The sequence below is a fragment of the Vagococcus elongatus genome (assembly GCF_003987645.1).
GTDB lineage: Bacteria > Bacillota > Bacilli > Lactobacillales > Vagococcaceae > Vagococcus_A > Vagococcus_A elongatus.
The window spans coordinates 1-21,282 of record NZ_NGKA01000022.1 but is presented as its reverse complement, the minus strand read 5'-3'; the positions used below and the strand labels follow the sequence as shown (position 1 = coordinate 21,282).

At 41.2% G+C, this 21,282-nt stretch carries 20 protein-coding genes; all 20 read left to right on the top strand.

Going from position 1 to position 21,282, the window contains the following annotated elements:
- Positions 1-24: 24 nt before the first annotated feature.
- Positions 25-402, top strand: a complete 378-nt coding sequence (locus tag CBF29_RS11665; RefSeq protein WP_170170067.1) for a RidA family protein — start codon at positions 25-27, stop codon at positions 400-402.
- A 55-nt stretch (positions 403-457) separates the two neighbouring features.
- Complete coding sequence (locus CBF29_RS11660) at positions 458-1,783, top strand: uracil-xanthine permease family protein (protein WP_126809901.1); 1,326 nt, start codon at positions 458-460, stop codon at positions 1,781-1,783.
- A gap of 1 nt (position 1,784) precedes the next feature.
- Positions 1,785-2,366, top strand: coding sequence for a nucleoside-triphosphatase (locus tag CBF29_RS11655; RefSeq protein WP_126809900.1), 582 nt, complete (start codon positions 1,785-1,787; stop codon positions 2,364-2,366).
- 48 nt (positions 2,367-2,414) lie between these two features.
- Positions 2,415-2,777 (top strand): winged helix-turn-helix domain-containing protein, encoded by a 363-nt coding sequence (locus CBF29_RS11650; RefSeq protein WP_126809899.1) that lies wholly within the window; start codon positions 2,415-2,417, stop codon positions 2,775-2,777.
- A complete protein-coding gene (gene xdhC, locus CBF29_RS11645) occupies positions 2,774-3,781 on the top strand; it encodes a xanthine dehydrogenase accessory protein XdhC (RefSeq protein ID WP_126809898.1) in 1,008 nt (335 codons plus the stop codon). The genes CBF29_RS11650 and xdhC overlap by 4 nt, the downstream gene beginning before the upstream one ends.
- Complete coding sequence (locus CBF29_RS11640) at positions 3,781-4,803, top strand: FecCD family ABC transporter permease (RefSeq protein WP_126809897.1); 1,023 nt, start codon at positions 3,781-3,783, stop codon at positions 4,801-4,803. Before xdhC ends, CBF29_RS11640 begins: the two co-directional genes overlap by 1 nt.
- Positions 4,803-5,597: an ABC transporter ATP-binding protein gene (locus tag CBF29_RS11635; protein WP_126809896.1), complete on the top strand. Its 795-nt coding sequence runs from the start codon at positions 4,803-4,805 to the stop codon at positions 5,595-5,597. Before CBF29_RS11640 ends, CBF29_RS11635 begins: the two co-directional genes overlap by 1 nt.
- A complete protein-coding gene (locus tag CBF29_RS11630) occupies positions 5,581-6,279 on the top strand; it encodes a Rossmann-like domain-containing protein (protein WP_126809895.1) in 699 nt (232 codons plus the stop codon). Before CBF29_RS11635 ends, CBF29_RS11630 begins: the two co-directional genes overlap by 17 nt.
- Positions 6,280-6,293: 14 nt before the next feature.
- Positions 6,294-7,391 carry an ABC transporter substrate-binding protein gene (locus CBF29_RS11625; protein WP_126809894.1) on the top strand — a complete coding sequence of 366 codons (1,098 nt, stop codon included), beginning with the start codon at positions 6,294-6,296 and terminating at the stop codon, positions 7,389-7,391.
- Between the two features lie 169 nt (positions 7,392-7,560).
- The gene (gene xdh, locus CBF29_RS11620) at positions 7,561-10,137 is read left to right on the top strand and encodes a selenium-dependent xanthine dehydrogenase (protein ID WP_126809893.1); all 2,577 of its coding nucleotides are present in this window, start codon (positions 7,561-7,563) and stop codon (positions 10,135-10,137) included.
- Between the two features lie 65 nt (positions 10,138-10,202).
- Positions 10,203-10,778, top strand: coding sequence for a nucleotidyltransferase family protein (locus CBF29_RS11615; RefSeq protein ID WP_245987379.1), 576 nt, complete (start codon positions 10,203-10,205; stop codon positions 10,776-10,778).
- A 111-nt stretch (positions 10,779-10,889) separates the two neighbouring features.
- Positions 10,890-11,912 (top strand): selenide, water dikinase SelD, encoded by a 1,023-nt coding sequence (selD, locus tag CBF29_RS11610; protein WP_126809892.1) that lies wholly within the window; start codon positions 10,890-10,892, stop codon positions 11,910-11,912.
- A 114-nt stretch (positions 11,913-12,026) separates the two neighbouring features.
- On the top strand, positions 12,027-12,608 hold the full coding sequence (gene yedF, locus CBF29_RS11605; protein WP_126809891.1) for a sulfurtransferase-like selenium metabolism protein YedF: 582 nt from the start codon (positions 12,027-12,029) through the stop codon (positions 12,606-12,608).
- A gap of 16 nt (positions 12,609-12,624) precedes the next feature.
- Positions 12,625-12,879: a putative Se/S carrier protein gene (locus CBF29_RS11600; protein ID WP_126809890.1), complete on the top strand. Its 255-nt coding sequence runs from the start codon at positions 12,625-12,627 to the stop codon at positions 12,877-12,879.
- On the top strand, positions 12,870-13,595 hold the full coding sequence (gene yqeC, locus CBF29_RS11595) for a selenium cofactor biosynthesis protein YqeC (RefSeq protein ID WP_126809889.1): 726 nt from the start codon (positions 12,870-12,872) through the stop codon (positions 13,593-13,595). The genes CBF29_RS11600 and yqeC overlap by 10 nt, the downstream gene beginning before the upstream one ends.
- Complete coding sequence (gene yqeB / locus CBF29_RS11590; protein ID WP_126809888.1) at positions 13,583-14,392, top strand: selenium-dependent molybdenum cofactor biosynthesis protein YqeB; 810 nt, start codon at positions 13,583-13,585, stop codon at positions 14,390-14,392. Before yqeC ends, yqeB begins: the two co-directional genes overlap by 13 nt.
- Before the next feature lie 291 nt (positions 14,393-14,683).
- Complete coding sequence (locus CBF29_RS11585) at positions 14,684-15,130, top strand: flavodoxin (RefSeq protein WP_126809887.1); 447 nt, start codon at positions 14,684-14,686, stop codon at positions 15,128-15,130.
- Between the two features lie 49 nt (positions 15,131-15,179).
- Positions 15,180-16,016 carry a sulfide/dihydroorotate dehydrogenase-like FAD/NAD-binding protein gene (locus CBF29_RS11580; RefSeq protein WP_281272923.1) on the top strand — a complete coding sequence of 279 codons (837 nt, stop codon included), beginning with the start codon at positions 15,180-15,182 and terminating at the stop codon, positions 16,014-16,016.
- 22 nt (positions 16,017-16,038) lie between these two features.
- Complete coding sequence (gltA, locus tag CBF29_RS11575; protein WP_425469899.1) at positions 16,039-17,403, top strand: NADPH-dependent glutamate synthase; 1,365 nt, start codon at positions 16,039-16,041, stop codon at positions 17,401-17,403.
- A gap of 33 nt (positions 17,404-17,436) precedes the next feature.
- A complete protein-coding gene (gene nifJ / locus CBF29_RS11570) occupies positions 17,437-20,970 on the top strand; it encodes a pyruvate:ferredoxin (flavodoxin) oxidoreductase (protein ID WP_126809885.1) in 3,534 nt (1,177 codons plus the stop codon).
- The last annotated feature ends 312 nt before the right edge of the window (positions 20,971-21,282 follow it).

Here is a 21,282-nt window from a genome sequence, read left to right as displayed (position 1 = left end):
AAGATAAATGGAGAAGAGGAATCATTGATGAAAAAACAGATTAATGCACAAGGAGCTCCAGCTGCTGTTGGACCATACTCTCATGCCGTTTTAGCAGGTGATACTTTATATATTTCCGGTCAATTGGGACTTGATCCGGTCACAGGGGATTTACAAGAAGGGGTAGAGAAACAAGCGAAGCAAGGGTTTGAAAATTTAGGAGTTATTTTAAAAGAAGCTGGATTGACTTACAGTGACGTTGTGAAAACCACAGTATTTTTGGCAGATATGGGGGACTTTGCCAAGGTCAATGCAATTTACGGGGAATATTTTACTGAAAATCTGCCGGCTCGTTCTGCTGTTGCGGTAAAAGAATTACCTAAAGGAGGCCTTTTTGAAATAGAGGCTATCGCAGTAAAATAATTCTACTTCAAAGAGTTGTTTTTGGCTCTATTCAACTGGGGAAAGGGGCTTCACAATGAGTGAGAAAAAAATGAATAATTTATTCAGTTATGATGCAAAGGCATCACTGAAGGAAGTAGCACCTTTAGGTTTACAACATGTTGTGGCAGCAGTCGTAGGTATCGTCACACCAGCGATTATTATCGGCGGAGCGTGTGATTTGAATGAGCAGGAAATCACACTGCTGATTCAAACCTCTCTGCTATTTGCGGGGATCGCAACGTTACTGCAAGTATTTCCGCTTTTCAGAAGGTTTGGCGCCGGGTTGCCAGTCATGATGGGAGCAAGTTTTGCTTATGTTCCTATTTTAAAGACAATTGGGGAAGGATTTGGGATCGGTGCGATCTTTGGCTCCCAATTAGTCGGAAGTTTACTGGTTCTTGTAATCGGTTTATTTATCAAAAAAATCCGCGTTCTTTTTCCGCCAATTGTCACAGGAACAGTGATTTTAAGTATCGGTTTTTCATTGTTTAGTGTAGCGATCGGCTATATGGCCGGCGGAGTCGGAAGTCCTGATATAGGCAGTCCGAAAAACTGGCTAGTGGCAATGGTGACGTTTGGCGTAGTCTTTTACTTTACGAACTTTTCCAAGGGTCCACTGAAACTTTCGTCAATCTTAAACGGTATGGTCGTAGGGTACTTATTATCATTGGCTCTGGGGATGGTTGATTTCACTTCTGTCAAAGAGGCCGGGATGTTTCAAATCATCAAACCGCTTCCGTTTAAACTTAAATTCGAAATCATTCCAATTTTAACTTTAATGATCATGTTTATTGTGGATGCGGTGCAGGCAATTGGTCAGTTCACTGCGACTACAACTGGTGCGATGGACAGACAGCCTACAGATAAGGAGTTGTCTGGCGGGATTATGGGAAGCGGATTGACAAACTTTGTCGGTGGATTGTTTGGTTCAGTCCCAGTGGCAACTTTTGGGCAGAATGTGGGACTGGTCATTTCAACAAAAGCTATTAATAAATATGTTTTTGCTTTTGCTTCAACCATTTTACTGATAGCCGGCTTTATTCCTAAGATTTCAGCTCTGTTAACAACGATTCCTTATTCTGTGATCGGTGGAGCAACTGTATCAGTTTTTGCTACAATTGCGATGACAGGAATAAAAACGATTTCTCAAGAAAAATTGACACCTGAAAATACTTGCATCGTGGGACTTTCTCTTGCATTTGGTATTGGGATCAAACTGACTCCTAATAGTTTGGCAGGTTTTCCAGACTGGGTCCAAACGATTTTTGGAAGTTCTGAAGTTGTTGTTGCAACAATTTTTGCGGTCGTATTGAATTTATTGCTCAATCATCTTAAACCAAAGTTAGCAAAGGAAGATTAAAATGTCCGAAATCCTATTTTTAACAGGCCCATCTGGAGTGGGGAAATCAACTTTAATCAAGAAGGAAATCAACCGTCAACAGGTTTCTGTAGGTGGCTTCTTTGTCGAAAGAGTATACACAAAACAAGGGAAACTTTCAGCTTTCGAACTCTGCAGTGCGAATACATTGGACTTATCTTTTATGTCCCAAAAATGTCATCAGTTTATCCAATTTGATGATACAGGCACCCATTGGAAGCTTGAAATTTTCTCCTATTTTGGTCGTCAATTATTACGACAAGCAGCCCAACAATCACCTGACATAATTTTATTAGATGAAATTGGCGGTATCGAATTGATGTGTCTTGATTTTAAGGGGGAGTTGATGTCCCTGTTTAAGAAGCCTGTTAAAATTATTGGGGTTTTTAAATCGGAAGAAAACTATTTAAGACAGAAAAAAAATAGTCCAATGACCTTTAATGTGGACAAAGAGCGTGAGCAAATAATGAACGAAATCGAAAAAAACAATGGTCGGCTCCTCTATATGAACAAAGACAATTATAGTACAATGGAGGAGGAAGTAAAAAAATTCATGACATCATGAATTTTTTTACACTGTCGTTATCTAAACAAAGTATAACGGAGGGAGATCATGGAAAAAGAAATGACTTATACTTTGACTTTGAGATTAGTCAAGGAAGGGATTTTTTTCGGTCCGGGTGTCGTCAGACTATTAGAGTTGGTTGAAAAAAAAGGCTCATTAAATTCCGCAGCTCGTGAGATGCATATGTCATACAACAAAGCGTGGCGCATCATGCAGAACGCAGAAAAAGAACTGGGGTTTCCCTTGATTCTTTCAAGTGCAGGCGGGGCAGATGGCGGAGGTTCGAAAGTTACTGACGAAGGCAAACGACTGAAAGAAAGCTATCTGGCATTCCAGGAAAAAGTATATGAAGTGACTGAAGAATATTTTAAAGAAGTGTTCTTAAAAAGTTTAGGCGGTGATGAAAAATGAAAGAGAATCTTTCAATGATTCTAAAAAGAATGTCTGAAAAAAAAGACAGTATCCTAGTCACAGTTGTTCATAATTCAGGTTCTGCCCCAAGAAGTGCAGGAAGCCACATGGTCATCGGTGAAGCCGGCAGATGTGTTGGAACGATTGGGGGCGGAATGGTTGAATTCAAAGCAATCAATTTGGCTCAGGAACTTCTCAAAGAAAAACGCTCATTTTTAAAAGACTTTATTTTAGCACCAAATGAAATAGAGGATTTAGGGATGGTATGCGGCGGACAAGTCAAAGTTTTGTTTCATTATATCGATTATCAACAAGAAAATTTAAAGAAAATATTTCAAACGGCCTATAGTTCACTTGAAAAACAGCAAACGTCCTGGTTGATTGTAACGTTAGCTGGGGATTTGGTAGAAGTCGGTTTTTATAGCAAGACCACTGATTTTATGGGAGTGACTGTAGCTAAAAGCTATTTGAAACCCACCTCTTATTTTTGGGAAGAAGGGGATAGTTTTAACTATGTTGAGAAAATCAGCGATAACAGCAAAGTTTATATCTTTGGCGGCGGACATGTGGCCCAAGCACTGGTACCGGTGCTGGCTGGTTTAAATTTCCACACTATCGTTTATGATGACCGCCAAGAGTTTGTTTCAGAAGAAGTTTTTCCGTTGGCAGATGAGCGGATTCTCGGACCGTTGGATGATATTTTTTCCAAAATAACATTGACTGAAAATGACTATGCGGTCGTCATGACGCGAGGACATAAAGCAGACTTTTCATTGGAACTTCAGTTGCTGGAAACGCCTGCCTATTACATCGGTGTCATTGGCAGTCGGCATAAAGTAGCTTTGCATAAGAAACAACTGGCAGAAAAAGGAAAGTCTCCAGAAGAAATCGAACGTTTGACTATGCCGATCGGGATTGCCATCAGAGCAGAAACTCCAGAGGAAATAGCTATCAGTATTGCAGGGCAATTGATTCAGCAACGGGCATTGAGGAGAGGCACCTAATGTTATCAACGAAAAAGCGTCACTTAATTTTGTTTTTATTAGGGATTTTTTTACTTGCTGCAATCGTGATTTCTGGTTATTTAGGAAAATATCCCATTCAGTTTGAAGAATACATGAGCACTATTTTATCCCGTGTTTTTCCCGCTCATTTCGAAGCAACGCCTGAAGTGTCAACGATTCTTTTTAAAATTCGCTGGCCGAGAATCATCCTTGCTGTGTTAATCGGGGCTGGATTATCCATGTCAGGTGCTACTTATCAGGCGCTTTTTCAAAACCCGATGCTTTCCCAAGATATTTTAGGGGCTTCGCAAGGCGCTGCATTTGGAGCGGCTTTGGGATTGTTTTTTAATCAGTCTTATGAAGTAGTGGTGTTGTTTTCATTTGTGTTGGGATTAGGAGCCGTGTTGCTTGTGCTGGGACTGAATCGATTGATTAAAAGCCAATCAAAATTAAACATGATTTTGATTGGGATGATGGTCGGGTCACTGTTCTCATCGGCAGTCTCATTCTTAAAGCTGATTGGGGACCCAACGAATACGTTGCCTGCCATCACTTACTGGTTGATGGGGAGTTTGTCGTCAGTCAAAATGCAAGATGTTTATTTTGCTGCGCCTTTGATTTTGCTCGGTATGCTGCCGATTTACTTTTTGCGTTGGCAGTTAAATGTTATGTCCTTAGGGGAAGTAGAGGCTCTGAGTTTAGGCATCAATGTGAAAGTAGTTCGCCTGATTTTAATTGCCAGTGCTACACTGATTACTGCAACGGCGGTTTCCATCAGCGGCTTGATAGGCTGGGTGGGATTAGTCATCCCCCATTTCGCGAGATTACTTTTAGGAGCCAATTATCGCTACACGATTCCGGCGACAGCGTTTTGCGGTGGGGTGTTTCTGCTGATTGTGGACGATTTTGCCCGACTATTGACGACTAGCGAGATTCCGATTGGCATATTAACTGCCTTTATCGGCGCCCCTGTGTTTATTTTTCTTGTAGCAAAAAACAGCAGACAATTGGGGAGAGATTAATGTTAGAAGTTGAAAATTTATCAGTTTCATATGGCAAAAGAAAAATCCTGCATGACATCAATTTTTCTCTATCAGGGGGGCAATCGGTCTGTTTGTTGGGCAAAAACGGTGTAGGTAAAACCACCTTGTTTCGCTCGCTATTAAATACATTGAGTTATTCGGGCAAGGTATTGATTGATGAAAATGACAGTCAAAAACTTTCCCGCAATCAATTAGCACAGCTTTTGTCCTATATCCCTCAAAATAAGGGTAATACGGTAGACTATTCAGTTTTTGAGATGATTCTGATGGGAACCACCCCCCAATTAAAGGCCCATCGCCAGCCGGGGGAAAAAGAAAGAGCGCAGGCTCAGGCGGCAATTGATTTGCTGAAAATAAACTATTTGAAAGAGTCGTTGTTTTCTGAACTTAGCGGTGGTGAGCAGCAGCTGGTAATCATTGCCCGGTCAGTAGCGCAACAGGCAAAAATCATTTTGATGGACGAACCTTGTGCCAACTTAGATTTTGGCAATCAAGTGCTTGTGCTGGAAATGATTCGCTATTTAGCAGCCCAAGGATATCTGATTTTTCAATCGACCCACGATCCTAATCATGCGCTCCAATATGCTGATCGGGTGTTGATTATGGAAAAAGGGAGATTAACAGCGGCAGGATATCCCCAAAAAATACTGACAGGGCAACGACTGACGACTCTTTATAATACACCGATTGAAGTGGTGGAGCTTTCAATAGATGGAGAAAAACGCTTTGTTTGTCTAGCGAAGAAAGGAACCAATCATGTGGGGAATTTATGATGAATTAATCGAGCAACTACCAGAAGATGTTAAAATTACAAATATTTTTAGAACGAAACGCCGAGTGTTTGTCGAAACTACTTGCGGCATTGGTACGGCGATGTGCTTCTCAGAGTCCATGTATTCACTTGATTCTTACATCGGGTGCCGTGTGCAGGAAGTAAGCGAACTCATTAAATCATGGGACTTTGATAAAGCGAGTGTGGGGCTTGCAGCGATGAACAGCTACTTTAATCAGCTGGAAACCATAAACTCGCAAAACTTTAAAATACAGGGAACCCACGATGTGTTTGCTGATTATCAGGAACCATCAAATCAAAAGATTGCGACCATCGGTTATTTTCATTATTTGGATCGCTATCCGAAGTTGAAGGAAGCTTTGACTATTTTTGAATTAAAAGCCATCGAAGGAACCTATCCTGCAAGTGCGACGGAATTTTTATTACCGGAAATGGATGTCGTTTTTATTACTGGTTCAACATTGGTTAATAAAACGTTGCCCCGGTTGTTGGAGTTGAGTCGTGAAGTGGAGACAATCTTAGTTGGAGGGTCAGTGCCCTTGTCAGCGACTCTGTTTTCCCACGGTGTTAATCAGCTGGCAGGAAAAGTTGTGACTGAATTTCCGACAGATCAAAATGCTTGTCGAACTCAGGGTAAATCGTTCACATTAATAAACAAATGAAGGGATGTTTTTCTATGAAAAAAACGATCATATCAATTGCAATCACATTATCATTAGTTGCATTCACAGGATGCGGCAATCAGGACAAACAGGAATTAGCCGCTGAAAGCAGTCAGCCAGAAGTATCAACTGTTGAAGAATCAGAAAAAACATTTGTTGATTCTGCCGGAAGAGAGGTCACTGTCCCAAGTGATATTACTAAAATCGCACCTTCTGGACCGTTAGCACAAATGGTTCTATACACTGCTGCACCAGATTTGCTGGTAGGAACTGCCAATAGTTTTCCTGAAGCAGCTGCTGATCTGTTTCCTGAGAAGTATTTGGAGTTGCCGGAATTTGGCCAATTTTATGGGAAAAATGCCAGCTTGAATATGGAAGCTTTAAGTGCAGCACATCCAGATGTGATTATTGATATCGGCGAACAAAAAGATACTATGAAAGAAGATATGGATAAGCTTCAAGAACAATTGGAAATACCTACGATTTTTATTGAAGCCAATTTAGATAGTATGGGTGAGACATATCAAATGCTTGGGGAACTATTAAACAGACCGAAGGAAGCAGACAAACTTTCTGAGTATTGTGATAGAGTATTAGCAAAAGCTGGGGAAGTAAGAGAGAAATTAGGAGATAATAAGAAAACTGTTTATTACGCAAGTGGAGAAATTGGTCTGGATACTAATGCGGAAGGCTCGTTCCATGCCCAAGTTTTGGAAACTTCTGGGGTCCAAAATGCAGCAGTCGGCGTGGAGATTGCCTCAAGGGGAGATGGCACCACCATCTCAATGGAGCAATTGATGCAATGGCAACCAGAGATTATTCTTGCAGCGTCTGGGGATGTTTACGACTTGATTATGAAAGATGACACTTGGAAAAACTTGGAAGCAGTCAAATCAGGTCAAGTGTATCAAGTTCCCACTATCCCGTATAACTTTTTAGGATTTCCGCCAAGTGTTAATCGAATCATAGGTTTGCAGTGGTTAGGAAATTTAGTTTATCCTGAAGAATACGGCTTAGATATTGAAGAAGAAGTCAAAGAATTTTATGATTTGTTTTATCATGTAGACTTAAAAGAGGATAAATTAAAAGAAATTTTGGAAAATGCCGGATAAAACTGCAAAGGTCTAAAAATATCAAAATAAGATGTTGACAATTCAAGTTCAGCATCTTTTTTTATGGAGAAAAATAGCAAAAATACAAAAAAAATTTGACCAAATAAATATTTTTTATGCTATAATGGATGTGAAAACCTTAACAATTTTGGGGATAGGAGTGTAGCAAATGTATTCTTTTACTGTTAATGGTCAGCCAGTAACTTGTGAGAAGGACAAAAAATTAATGAACTTCTTACGTGATGATTTGCGGTTGACAGGAACGAAAGATGGATGTGATCAGGGATCATGTGGGGCATGTACTGTACTAATCAATGGAAAGGCTTCCAAATCTTGTCTATTTACTTTGTCAAAAGTTCAAGGAAAAGAAGTAACTACGATTGAAGGGATTACTGAGCGCCAAAAAGATGTTTTTGCGTATGCTTTTGCAAAAACAGGTGCTGTTCAATGCGGGTATTGTATTCCGGGCTTTTTGACTTCCGCTATTGCACTGTTGAATAAAAAACCAGAGGCAACAGAAGAGGAAATCAGAAAAGGAGTTCGTGGAAATATCTGTCGTTGTACAGGTTACGTGAAAATTGTCGAAGCGATTCAAATAGCAGCAAAAATGTTGCGTGAGGATACACCGATTCCGCAAGAACCTGAAAATGCCAAACTTGGAGATGACTTCAAACGAATCGATGCTGTCGAAAAGACTTTAGGAACCGGTCAATATGTGGATGATGTGGTGGTACCGGGGATGGTTCATGCTTCAGCAATTCGAAGTGCTTACCCTCGTGCCCGTTTGTTGAAAATTGATGCAACGGAGGCCCTCGCACATCCAGATTGCGAAGCAGTTTTCACTGCAGCAGATGTGCCCGGCAATAACAAAATAGGACATTTAGAGTTTATTTCAGACTGGGACGTGATGATACCGGTCGGGGAAGTGACTCGCTATGTGGGAGATGCTGTTGCTTTAGTCGTTTCGGCTACAAAAGAAAGTCTTCAAGAAATAAAAGATTTAGTGAAAATAGAGTATGAAGAGCTGACACCGCTGCTTTCTTGGGAAGAAGCTTTGGCAGAAGATGCTCCTAAAATACATGAAAAAGGCAATATTTTAAGTCACGAGCATTTGAATACCGGCGATGTGGATGCCGTATTAGCAAAATCTGCTCATGTGGTAACTCAGCATTATTCAGTTCCAATCAATGAACATGCGTTTATGGAACCTGAATGTGCTATCGGTATGCCTGACGACGATGGGGTATTCTTATATACAGCCAGTCAGGGGATTTATGATGAACAGCGTGAAGTGGCCCGTATGTTAGGCTTGCCTTTGGAAAAAGTCAATGTGGAGTCTAAACTTGTGGGCGGAGGCTTCGGCGGTAAAGAAGATATGAGTGTCCAGCATCATGCAGGACTTGCCGCATACTTGCTGCAAAAACCAGTGAAAGTTTTGCTTTCCAGAGAAGAAAGTTTGAAAGTGCATCCTAAACGTCATGGAATGGAAATGGACTTTACCACTGGGTGCGATGAAGAAGGCAACTTGACAGCGATGAAAGCAGTCATTTATTCTGATACTGGTGCATATGCCTCTTTAGGCGGACCTGTACTGCAAAGAGCTTGTACACACGCAGCGGGGCCATATAAGTATCAAGCCATCGATGTGGAAGGCACAGCTGTTTATACCAATAACCCTCCATGCGGCGCATTCCGCGGGTTTGGAGTGTCTCAAACGGCATTTGCGACAGAAGGCAACCTTAACTTGTTAGCAGAAAAAGTTGGCTTGTCTCAATGGGAAATCCGCTATAAAAACGCAGTGGAAGCGGGGGATAATTTACCAAACGGTCAGATTGTTTCCAGAAATGTCGCATTGAAAGAAAGTTTGCTTGCGGTAAAAGATGTTTATGAACAAGCCCCTTATGCAGGTGTTTCCTGCTTCTTTAAAAATAGTGGTATCGGGGTCGGCTTGGAAGATGTGGGACGCAGTATCATCTCAGTAGAAGATGGGAAAATCCACATACGTTCCAGTGCAGCTGAAATCGGTCAGGGAATCGGCACGGTCTTACTGCAAGTAGCTTGTGAAACTTTAGATGTGGATGCCTCAATGATCGTCGTTGAACCGCCAAACACTCGTCGGACACCTGATGCAGGAACAACCACAGCTTCAAGGCAGTCGTTATTCACCGGCGAAGCAACAAGACGGGCAGCACAGAAATTACGATATGAATTGGATATGGGACGTTCTATGGATGATTTGGAAGGTCAAGAATTTTCCGGAGAGTTTTCAGCAGTTACAGATGGATTAAATAGTGACAAAAAGAATCCTGTCAGCCATGCCGGCTATGGTTATGCTTCTCAAGTAGCTGTTTTGCAGGAAGATGGAAAAGTAGAGAAATTTGTCGCAGCTTATGATGTGGGACAAGTAGTCAACCCTCGAGCGGCTCAAGGACAAATCGAAGGCGGTGTGGCAATGGGAATGGGGTACGCCTTAACAGAAAAATTCCCAATGGAAAATGGTTATGTCACGGCAAGATATGCCACATTAGGCTTGCTGGACGCGACAAAAGTGCCGCCGATTGAAACGATGTTCGTGCAGGCAAGAGGTATTAAAGATGGTCTGGCTTATGGTATCAAGGGCGTCGGAGAACTTGCGACTATCCCGACAGCACCAGCCATTGCAGGGGCATACTTTGCCTATGACGGAAAATTCCGTCCAACCTTACCTATCGAAGATACACCCTATCAAAAGAAGAAGAAAAAATAAAACATGACAGTCGGTTCTAAGATTAGAACCGACCTTTCTTTCATGTTTTTTTAGGAGAGATGAAGATGTTGCAGGAAATTAGTGCAGTCATCATGGCGAGTGGTCAGTCCTCACGGATGGGGAAAAATAAATTATTTTTAAGGTACCAAGGCAAAACTTTTTTGGAACGTGTGATAGAATTGACTTTAAGAGCCGGATTTTCTGAATGCATTCTTGTCATTACGCCTGAAGATGCTGGAAAATGTCATTTTTCTAAAGAAGTAAACGTAGTGTTCAATCATGAGAGTCATTTAGGTCAAAGCAACTCGGTTCGTTTAGGAACTAAAAAAGCCTCAGGAAGTCTAGGCTTTTTATATTTAACAGTGGATCAGCCGTTGCTGACGGTTGAAGTCCTTGAAAAGATTGCAGCACATGCAGCTGGGGATAAAATTGTTTTTCCAACAGTTGATGGGGAACCAGAAAGTCCGGTTTTTTTTGGACGAAACTTCTATCAGGAACTGATACATGTTTCAGGTAAAGGAGGCGGTCGTGAGGTTCGCGACAATCATCCAGAAGCTTGGGTACCTGTAGCAGTCCATGAGACTTGCTTGAAAGATATCGATTCCCCAGAAGACTACGCCAAACTGTTGAAAGAAGAATGAACGTAACAGTTTCGTGTGCCGATTTAAGTTGCCAACAGTTGTTTTTCTTGGCCGCTGTTTATACTTCGAGGACGTATGAGCCATTTAAGACGGATTTAAAGGAGTAATCAAATGAATGATTTTTTATCAACTTGTACTTCAGGGGGTTGCGGTGCCAAAATCGGCGCCTCAGATTTAAGCGACCACTTGAAAAATTTGCCTAAGTTAAACAATAAGAATTTGCTGATCGGCTTTGAAGAGGCTGATGATGCGGCAGTTTATCGTTTAAATGACAATGAGGCAATCATCCAGACGGTAGATTTTTTCTCTCCCATGGTAGATGACCCTTATATTTTCGGGAAAATTGCTGCAGCTAACGCATTGAGTGATGTTTATGCCATGGGAGGAACGCCGTTTATTGCCTTAAACATCGTTTGTTTTCCTGAGCGGCTGCCGAAAGAGAGTTTGCAGCGCATGCTTCAAGGCGGTGCAGAGAAAATAGTTGAATCGGGGGCGACTTTAGCCGGCGGACATTCAATTTATGATCATGAGCCCAAATATGGTCTTTCCGTTACTGGAAGAATCCATCCTGATAATTTGGTTCAAAACAATACTCCCAAGGTGGGGGACGCTTTGATTTTGACGAAACCTTTAGGTGTGGGCATTATCCTTGCAGCTCATCGGGTTGCGCAGGTCAGTGCTGAGGAATTTGAGTTTGCTATTGAGCAAATGATTCATTTAAACAAATATGCGGCTGCTAAAATGATGGGATATTCTGTCCATGCAGCGACTGACGTTACCGGTTTTGGCCTTCTTGGTCATGCTTTGGAAATGGCAGGAAAGGATTATAGTTTGGTAATCGATACTGAGATGCTGCCGATTATTCCCAAAGCCTTGGAACTGGCAAATGAATTTATTGTGACAGCTGGGGGACAAAGAAATCGTCTCCATCTTGGCAGTCAAGTGGAACTGGAAGATATCCAGTCGGGCATGCAGGAAATCATGTTCGACCCTCAGACTTCGGGCGGGTTGTTGATTAGTGTGGCGGCTGAAGATGCCTCAAAACTGCTGAAAGAAATTCAGGAGACAGATAAAGAAGCTTCTATTATCGGTACGGTGGTCGAACGAGAACAGAAACCGCTGATTTTACTATAAAAAGAGAATTTTACGTCGGTTATTTTATGATAGTTTATTAATAGATAGAAAAATTCGTAAAGTGTTAAAAATTAAAAAATAGAGTCAATGAATGAACCTTGAGGATGTGTAAAAATGAAAAAAATTGAAATCGATATGCTGGGACAGCCTTGTCCGTTACCAGTGGTAGCCGTAAAAAAAGCTTTGAAAGATTTTTCTGGGGAAACAGGTGAAATCATCGTACAGGTGGACAATCAAATTGCGGTGGACAACGTCAGCAAAATGGTGACACAAAAAGGCCACCGTGTGTCTGCCTCAGAAACAGGCAATCATTTCCAGCTGGTGGTGGAAGTTGCCGGACAGGAAGACAGCAGCACTAACGCGCGTGTCGTCATTAGTATCGGTCATCAAGTGATGGGCGGAGGAGATGATACATTAGGCGCGATGCTAATGAAAAGCTATATCTACTCGTTAACAGAGTTGGATAATCCTCCAGAGAAAATTCTTTTCTATAATGGGGGCGCTCATATTACTTGTGAGGGGTCGCAAGCCATTGAAGATTTAAAGCTCCTCGAATCCTCAGGGACAGAAATCCTGACTTGTGGGGCGTGTTTAGATTTTTATCAGCTACTGGATAAGCTGGCAGTCGGTCAAGTGACAAACATGTTTAATATTGCCGAAGCAATGGAGCAGGCTGATAAAGTGATTAATTTGTAGAAAGGTGTCAGGGGCGATGGACTATTTATTTACCTTCGAAACTACCCATTATGCTATTTCCGCTGAAAATTTGCTGGTAGCAGAAATGCCTGTCAAAGTTATGGCACTTCCAAGCAGTATCGGCAGCGGTTGCGGTATATGTTTAAGAATAAATGAGCTAAATGTTGAAAAAGCAAAAAAAATACTAAAAGATTCAGCTGTAAAAGTAAAAAATATATATGAAATTTCTCAAAACGACAATGGAAAGAGAAGTTATAAATTATGGAACTGAAAGATTGCTTTGGTTTTGACACAAAAGAAATAGTTGCCATTATCGGCAGCGGCGGCAAAACGACCACAATGGAATATCTTGCACGGTCTTTTCCTGACGAACGTGTCCTTATGGGGACAACGACTAAAATCAAATTCCCGTCAAAGGAGAAATTTGATTATTATTGGGAAGAAAATCATGAAAATCAAGTTGCCAAAGACGGAGTGACTCTTGTAGGTCAGATTAATGAAGTGATGGGAAAGTTTGGGAGTCTTCCTCAAGCAAGATTGACAAGCTTGTTTAAAAAATTTGATAAAGTTTTTTTGGAAGCTGATGGTTCAAAGCGCCTCCTTCTAAAGGGCTGGAAAGAATTTGAACCTGTGATACCAGAAGAAACAACGATGACCCTAGGTTTGATACCGATAACGTCACTTGGTTTAACCATTGACGAAGAACATATTCATCGCTTGTCAGAATTATTGAAACTGACGACTGCAAATAAAGGTTCAGTGGTCACTGCGAAAGTGCTTGCCCAAATAATTACACATTCTGATGGATTATTCGGCAAGGCAAAGGGCAAAAAAGTCCTTGGTATTTGCCAAGTGGATGATGAAGAAAGTTTTATTTCAGCAGTAACTGTCGCCGAATTACTGCCAAAAGATTTTCTTGAAAAATTAGATCGCATCGTAGCACTGAGCGGTCAACAGGGGGCAGGGAAAATTATATGGGAAAAATAAACGAGATTAGAATTGCAGTTAGAGGCGGGGGCGATTTGGCTACCGGCGTGGTTCAAAAGTTGTTTCGATCAGGTTTTAAAGTGGTCATCTTAGAAACTGACTATCCATTAATGATTCGTCGAACGGTATCTTTAGGTGTCGCCGTATTTGAGCATCAGGTTCAAGTGGAAGGAATGGAGGCAGTTCTAACTAAGGTAGAAAACATTGAAAAAGTTTGGTCGGAACAAAAAATACCAGTCATCGTCGATCCTTTGGCAGAAAATTTAGCTTCGATTAATCCTCATGTAGTAGTGGATTGCATCATTGCTAAAAGAAACTTAGGGATGTCAAAAAAATTGGCTCCCATTACGATCGCTCTAGGTCCGGGGTTTCGTGCGTCAAAGGATGTTGACGTGGTCATAGAAACAATGAGGGGGCACTCCTTAGGTAAACTGATTTTTTCAGGAGAAGCCATACCGAATACGGGCGTACCGGGAGAACTTGCCGGAAAATCACATGAAAGAGTCATCCATGCGCCAACTTCTGGAAAAGTAAAGCATAAGAAAGACATCGGAGATCAAGTAGAAAAAGGAGATTGTTTATTTTTAATTGATGATTTCGAAGTTTTTTCACCCTTGTCGGGAACCTTAAGAGGATTGATTGCGGAGGGAACGGTTGTGACTCAAGGATTGAAAGTCGCGGATGTGGACCCACGGGCGAATGTAGATTGCTGGAGTATTTCTGATAAGGCAAGATCCCTAGGTGGAGCAGTTTTAGAGGCTGTACTATATGTTGGAAATCAACGGGGTATTTTTTGATTTTTTTTAATTTTCTGAAAAAATAGAAGATCAAACAGAAAGGTTTTTGTTTAATCTTCATTTTTTTTATGGCCTAAAAAATATTTTTTTCTTCCTAAAAAATATTGAGTTTTTTCTGAAATATGTTATAGTAAAGGTGTTAATTAAAAAGGTAATTATTACTTAATAGATTGTTCAGTTCTTAACAATTGGAAACAATCAACCGTAGTTGTAAGGGTTTTCAGTTATTTTACAATTGTTTGTCAATAATGTTTTATTGAAAATAAATTATTTCTAGAGAGGAAGAAGGACATGACATTAGTTAAAATCACTTATGCAAGTATGACAGGAAATACAGAAGGAATCTCAGAGATTCTAGAGGAAGCTTTCACTGCTCTGGGGGCAGACGTTGAAAGAGAAGAAGTAGACGATGTTGATGAGGAGTTCTACGAAGACGCAGACGTGTGTATTTTAGCAACTTACACAGATGGGGATGGCGAATTACCATTTAACTTTGAAGATTTCTTTGAAGAGTTGCCAGATCAAGATTTGAGCGGCAAAGTATTTGGTGTTGTTGGAAGTGGAGACAGTGAATTATATCCAGATTATTTCTGTAGTGCAGCAGATGCCTTCGAAGAAGTATTTGAAAAAGCTGGTGCTAAAAAGGGAGCAGACACTGTTAAAATCGAAAATGCTGCAGAAGACGAAGACATCGAAAACCTAAAAGCTTTTGCAAAAGCAGTTATGGAAGCACTGTAATAAAACAGTTATAGAAGTATCGTAATAAATTTGGGGAAAGGTGATACGTGTGTTTAAAATTACCAAAATGAGGCAATTGTCAGAGAAACAATTTGAAATGTGGGTGTCAGCTCCTAGAGTGGCAGGAAAGGCTAAAGCAGGTCAATTTGTGATTCTGCGGACAACTGAATTTGGTGAGCGTATTCCCTTGACTATTGTTCAGACAGATCCAGAAGAAGGCCTAGTAGAGATTATTTTTCAAGTGATTGGGAAATCCACCGCTGAATTGGCAACTTTTAAAGAAGGAGATTCCCTTCATGATTTTGTCGGACCTTTGGGGATGCCGGCAAATGTGAAAAAATACGGCACAGTTTTATTAGTTGGGGGCGGTGTCGGGATTGCAGCTCTTTATCCTATCATCAAGGAGCTAAAAAAAGCCGGCAATCGTGTCCTGACAATATTAGGTGCTAAAACAAAAGAGCTAGTTATATTGGAAGAAGAATGCCGCAAGTATTCCGATGAGTTGATCATCATGACTGACGACGGCTCGCTAGGTGAAAAAGGTCTCGTGACAAATGCAATGGAAAAAGTGTTTGCCCGCGAGAAGATTGATATGGCTTGGGCGATTGGTCCCAGCATTATGATGAAGTTTGCGACGATGACCGCAGAGAAAAGCGGTGTTCCAGTTTATGTTTCTTTAAATCCAATCATGATCGACGGTACGGGGATGTGCGGAGGTTGTCGTGTGACAGTTGGGGACGCCATCAAGTTTGCTTGTGTTGACGGACCTGAGTTTTTAGGTTCAGAAGTAAATTGGGATGAGTTTTTACTAAGATCAAAGCAGTATGGTCACGAAGAAGCTGAGTCCTTTGAAGCTTATCAAAAGGAGATGGCAGACCTTGGCTAAAAGAAGTTATACAAAAACATATATGCCTGAACAGGCACCAGAAACCCGTATGCATAACTTTGAAGAAGTGGCGTTAGGCTACGATTTAGAGTCGGGGAAACTGGAAGCTTCACGTTGCCTCCAGTGTAAAAATGCGCCGTGTATAGATGCATGTCCGGTGATGATTGATATTCCCGGATTCATTAAGGCGATAGAAGATGGAGATATGCCGAAAGCGTATGAAATCATTGCACGTTATTCTAATTTGCCGGCTATTTGCGGTCGGGTTTGCCCGCAGGAAAAACAATGTGAGATGGTTTGTCGTTTAGGAAGAAATAAACGTTTCGAGCCTGTTGCTATCGGTAAGTTGGAGAGACTAGTTGCTGACTGGGCATTGGAACAGCCTATAGAAGAAAAATCTACTGCCTTTGATAAAGGGAAAGTTGCGGTTATCGGTTCAGGACCTTCTGGCTTGACGGCTGCTGGAGATTTAGCAAAATTAGGTTATGACGTAACGGTTTATGAAGCACTACATGCTCCGGGCGGAGTTCTGACTTACGGTATCCCAGAATTCCGTTTGCCTAAAAAAGTGGTCAGAAAAGAAATTGCGATCATTGAGGCTCTTGGAGTAAAGATCGAAACTAACGTTGTTGTTGGAAAAACGATCACAATGGATGAAATCCAGCAAAATTTTGATGCTTGCTATATTGCAGTAGGTGCAGGAGCTCCTAATTTTATGGGGATTCCTGGAACTGGATTGAATGGCGTGTATTCTTCCAGTGAATATTTGACCCGTATCAATTTAATGCACGGCTATGAATTTCCTAAGTATGATACTCCTGTCCATCAGTCTAAAAATGTTGTGGTTATCGGGGGCGGAAATGTTGCCATGGATGCTGCCCGTTCGGCTAGAAGAATGGGAGCAGACAAAGTAACCATCGTCTACCGCCGTTCGGAAGAAGAATTGCCTGCGAGAGAAGAAGAGTATCATCATTCTTTAGAAGAGAAAATCGACTATAGCTGGCTAAGCAACCCGACGGAATATTTAGGGAATGACAAGGGAGAATTAGTAGGAGTAAAATGTATCAAGATGGCACTTGGCGAACCAGATGATTCTGGACGCAGACGGCCAGTACCCATTCCTGACAGCGAATTTATCATTGAAGCAGATATGGTGATAGAGGCTATCGGTCAGGGAGCAAACAAAGTGTTGTTAGACACGTTTCCGGAACTCGCCATCAATAAATGGGGTTATATCGATGCGGATGAGGAATCATGTGCGACAAGCGTTCCGGGAATTTTTGCCGGTGGGGATATCGTAACTGGTGCGGCAACAGTCATCTTGGCCATGGGAGCTGGAAAATTAGCTGCCAAAGAAATTGATATGTATGTAACTAATAAAAAATAGTGTAGTTTTAGTTTGAGAAAAGGAAGCGAAAAAATGAAAAAAACAAAAACAATGGACGGAAATACAGCAGCCGCTTATATTTCATATGCTTTTACTGAAGTTGCTGCCATCTATCCCATCACTCCCAGCTCTAATATGGCAGAGTCTGTGGACGAATGGGCAGTACAAGGGAAAAAGAATATTTTTGGTGAACCTGTAAAAGTAGTAGAGCTTCAATCAGAAGCCGGTGCCGCAGGAACTGTACACGGTTCTTTGAAAACAGGTGCCTTGACCACTACTTATACGGCATCACAAGGATTGCTTTTAATGATTCCGAACATGTTCAAAATCGCTGGTGAATTACTGCCAACAGTTTTTCATGTGTCCGCCCGTGCAGTGGCGACTAATGCTTTAAGTATTTTTGGTGACCACAGTGACGTGATGGCCACAAGACAAACTGGGTTTGCCATGCTTGCAGAAAGCAGTGTTCAAGAAGTTATGGACTTATCTGCGGTGGCTCACTTGGCTAGTATTGAAGGAAAATTGCCTTTCACTAACTTCTTTGATGGTTTTAGAACGAGTCATGAGCTTCAGAAAATTGAAGTTATCGACTATGATGATCTTGAGGCGTTAGTAGATTGGGAAGCATTAGAAGAATTCCGTAATCGCGGCATGAACCCTAATCATCCAGATGTTTCGGGAACAGCTCAAAACCCAGATATCTATTTCCAATCAAGAGAAACAGTCAACAAATATTATGATCTTCTGCCGGCTATCGTGCAAAAATACATGGGTAAAATCAATGAGATTCGTGGCACGAATTATGATTTGACAACTTATCATGGTGACCCAGAAGCGACAGAAGTGATTATTTCAATGGGTTCAGTAGCACCGACTATTCGTCAAACAGTTGACTATTTGAATGCCCAAGGCCGTAAAGTAGGTCATTTGAATATCCATCTTTACAGACCATTCCCGGCTGAAAATATGCTGGAAAAATTACCTGAATCAGTGGAGCGTATTGCTGTTTTAGATAGAACAAAAGAGCCTGGTTCAGATGGTGAGCCATTACTCTTAGACGTTCAAAGTGCTTTATACCGTCACGTAAATCATCCAGTAGTGATTGGCGGACGTTATGGTATTGGTTCGAAGGACGTTACACCAGACCAAATTGTAAGTGTGTATGAGCACCTTCAATTACCTGAAAAAGAAATGAAGCCTCGTTTCACTATCGGTATTGTGGATGATGTCACACATCTGTCCTTACCTAAACGAGAAATTCTTGACTTAACATCTGATTCTACCTTCCAAGCAACATTCTGGGGCTTTGGATCTGATGGTACAGTTGGGGCAAACAAACAAGCAATCAAGATTATTGGAGACAATACGGATAAATATGCTCAAGCATACTTCTCTTATGACTCTAAAAAATCTGGCGGTCTGACCGTTTCTCATATTCGTTTTGGTGATGAGCCGATTGATTCGACTTACTTGGTGGAAAGACCAAACTTTGTTGGTTGTCATAATTCAGCCTACATTCATAAGTATGATTTGATTGAAGGCTTGAGAGATGGCGGCACATTCTTGCTGAATACTGTTTGGGACAAAGAAAAAGTTCTTAAGTTACTGCCAAATAGATTAAAACGCTACATTGCGGAACATAATATTAACTTTTATATTATCAATGCCATGGATATCGCTCAAAAAGAAGGACTTGGACGCCGAATCAATACAGTCATGTCCGCAGCATTCTTTGAAGTTACGGATATTATGGAACGGGAAGAATTCATGCCGTTGCTTAAAGCCGAAATCGACAATGCTTACGGTAAGAAATCCAGAGAAATCGTTGAGAGAAACTGGCGCGCAATCGACCAAACATTTGATGCTCTTCAAAAGGTTGAAGTACCAGCTGAATGGGCAAATGTTGAAGAAGAAGCTGAAAAACCAGCAGAAAATATTCCAAGCTTTGTCATGAATATCTTGAAACCAATCGAAGCCCAAAAAGGTGATGATTTGACTATTGGTGACTTGATTGACAACGGAATGCTGGCAGGAACTATTCCGATGGGAACTTCAGCATACGAAAAACGTGGGGTTGCACTGGAAGTGCCTAAGTGGATTCCAGAAAACTGTACGATGTGTAATGAATGTGCGTTTATTTGTCCGCATGCGGTTATTCGTCCGTTCTTAGCTGATGAAGAAGAGATGGCGGAAGCTCCAGCAGGCTATATCACTCGTGATATGAAAGGCCGTGACGGTCTAAGCTATCGTATCCAAGTCTCTGTTGAAGACTGTACAGGTTGTGGTCTATGTGAACAAATCTGTCCTGCAAAAGATAAAGCTCTAGTAATGACGCCTTATGAAGATATGCGCGAAGAAGCAGTCAACTGGGCATTTGCTATGACATTGAAACAAAAAGAAAACACTATGAAGAAAGAATCCGTCAGAGGTTCTCAATTCGAACAGCCATTACTTGAGTTTTCAGGTGCGTGTGCAGGTTGTGGGGAAACTCCTTATGTGAGATTATTGACACAATTGTTTGGAGATCGGATGATGATCGCCAATACTACAGGATGCTCATCAATTTGGGGTGCGTCTTCTCCAGTTTCTCCGTACACAGTGAACCAGTTTGGTCAAGGACCAGCATGGAGTAACTCACTCTTTGAAGACAACGCTGAGTATGGTTACGGTATGCATATTGCTAATAACATGAAACGTTCCCGTGTGGCAACAAAAGTTGAGAAAGCTCTTGAAGCTGGTGTGGGAAGCGATGATACAAAAGCAGCCTTACAAGCTTGGTTGGATAATTCTGACAAAGGTGAAGGAACACGTCAAAGAGCCAATAATTTAGTAGCGGCTCTTCAGAATGAGACTGATCCGCTATTGGTTGATTTGCTGAAAAGTCAAGATATGTTTGTCAAACCAAGTCAATGGATTATCGGTGGAGACGGATGGGCTTACGATATCGGCTTTAGCGGTATCGACCATGTGATTGCAAGTGGTGAAGATATTAATATCTTTGTCATGGATAATGAAGTTTATGCAAATACTGGTGGACAAGTATCCAAGGCAACACCGACATCTGCTATTGCTAAGTTTGCTGCTGGCGGAAAGAAAACATCTAAAAAAGATCTTGGTATGATTGCTGCAACTTATGGCAATGTTTATGTCGCACAAATTTCAATCAATGCTAATCCAAATCAAACGATTAAGGCATTTGCTGAGGCTGAAGCTTACCCTGGACCATCATTGATTATTGGTTACACACCATGTATCAACCACGGTATCAGAGGCGGTATGACTAATAGTATTAAGAGTTCTGTCGATGCTGTAGAGTCTGGATACTGGCAATTGTATCGCTACGACCCTCGTTTGGCTGAAAAAGGAAAAGATCCAATGCGTATTGATTACAAGAAGGCTGACTTTAGCAAGATTCCTGACTTCTTAGCCACTCAAACTCGTTTCTCTGCGTTGAAAAATGTTAAGAAAGACAAAGAACTCGTAGAAGAGATGTTTGAACAAACGAAAGAGGATATGGAGAAACGCGCAGAAAATTATGCACGTATGGCCAGCATGAGAAAGAAATAAGCATTAACGATAGAACCGGAGCCTTTATGTGCTCTGGTTCTTTTTATTTCCATGACTGCTTTTGATGATTACCAGACTTCCAATGTGCAGAAAAAATAGTTGATAATTTAAATAATAATCACCATGTCACTCCCTCTTTAGCAAAAGAAACATATTGAAATGATAGTTTAAGTAAAAGAACTTACCCTGAATTTTTCATACTTCAACCTTTAAAAGTTTTTCTTCCACTTCTTGTGGTGAAAAGTGGAAGAAAAAATTATTTTTCAACTTAGTAGGATAAAATCTGATAAAAATTTAAGGAAGCTGGATTCT

What these genes read in the sequence shown, in the direction of transcription:
- yqeB (WP_126809888.1), top strand. Translation starts at nt 13,583, where the DNA reads ATGGGAAAAATAAACGAGATTAGAATTGCAGTTAGAGGCGGGGGCGAT.
- yqeC (WP_126809889.1), top strand. Translation starts at nt 12,870, where the DNA reads ATGGAACTGAAAGATTGCTTTGGTTTTGACACAAAAGAAATAGTTGCC.
- nifJ (WP_126809885.1), top strand. Translation starts at nt 17,437, where the DNA reads ATGAAAAAAACAAAAACAATGGACGGAAATACAGCAGCCGCTTATATT.
- CBF29_RS11585 (WP_126809887.1), top strand. Translation starts at nt 14,684, where the DNA reads ATGACATTAGTTAAAATCACTTATGCAAGTATGACAGGAAATACAGAA.
- CBF29_RS11635 (WP_126809896.1), top strand. Translation starts at nt 4,803, where the DNA reads ATGTTAGAAGTTGAAAATTTATCAGTTTCATATGGCAAAAGAAAAATC.
- yedF (WP_126809891.1), top strand. Translation starts at nt 12,027, where the DNA reads ATGAAAAAAATTGAAATCGATATGCTGGGACAGCCTTGTCCGTTACCA.
- CBF29_RS11630 (WP_126809895.1), top strand. Translation starts at nt 5,581, where the DNA reads ATGTGGGGAATTTATGATGAATTAATCGAGCAACTACCAGAAGATGTT.
- CBF29_RS11650 (WP_126809899.1), top strand. Translation starts at nt 2,415, where the DNA reads ATGGAAAAAGAAATGACTTATACTTTGACTTTGAGATTAGTCAAGGAA.
- gltA (WP_425469899.1), top strand. Translation starts at nt 16,039, where the DNA reads ATGCCTGAACAGGCACCAGAAACCCGTATGCATAACTTTGAAGAAGTG.
- xdh (WP_126809893.1), top strand. Translation starts at nt 7,561, where the DNA reads ATGTATTCTTTTACTGTTAATGGTCAGCCAGTAACTTGTGAGAAGGAC.
- CBF29_RS11600 (WP_126809890.1), top strand. Translation starts at nt 12,625, where the DNA reads ATGGACTATTTATTTACCTTCGAAACTACCCATTATGCTATTTCCGCT.
- CBF29_RS11660 (WP_126809901.1), top strand. Translation starts at nt 458, where the DNA reads ATGAGTGAGAAAAAAATGAATAATTTATTCAGTTATGATGCAAAGGCA.
- xdhC (WP_126809898.1), top strand. Translation starts at nt 2,774, where the DNA reads ATGAAAGAGAATCTTTCAATGATTCTAAAAAGAATGTCTGAAAAAAAA.
- CBF29_RS11640 (WP_126809897.1), top strand. Translation starts at nt 3,781, where the DNA reads ATGTTATCAACGAAAAAGCGTCACTTAATTTTGTTTTTATTAGGGATT.
- CBF29_RS11625 (WP_126809894.1), top strand. Translation starts at nt 6,294, where the DNA reads ATGAAAAAAACGATCATATCAATTGCAATCACATTATCATTAGTTGCA.
- CBF29_RS11615 (WP_245987379.1), top strand. Translation starts at nt 10,203, where the DNA reads ATGTTGCAGGAAATTAGTGCAGTCATCATGGCGAGTGGTCAGTCCTCA.
- CBF29_RS11655 (WP_126809900.1), top strand. Translation starts at nt 1,785, where the DNA reads ATGTCCGAAATCCTATTTTTAACAGGCCCATCTGGAGTGGGGAAATCA.
- selD (WP_126809892.1), top strand. Translation starts at nt 10,890, where the DNA reads ATGAATGATTTTTTATCAACTTGTACTTCAGGGGGTTGCGGTGCCAAA.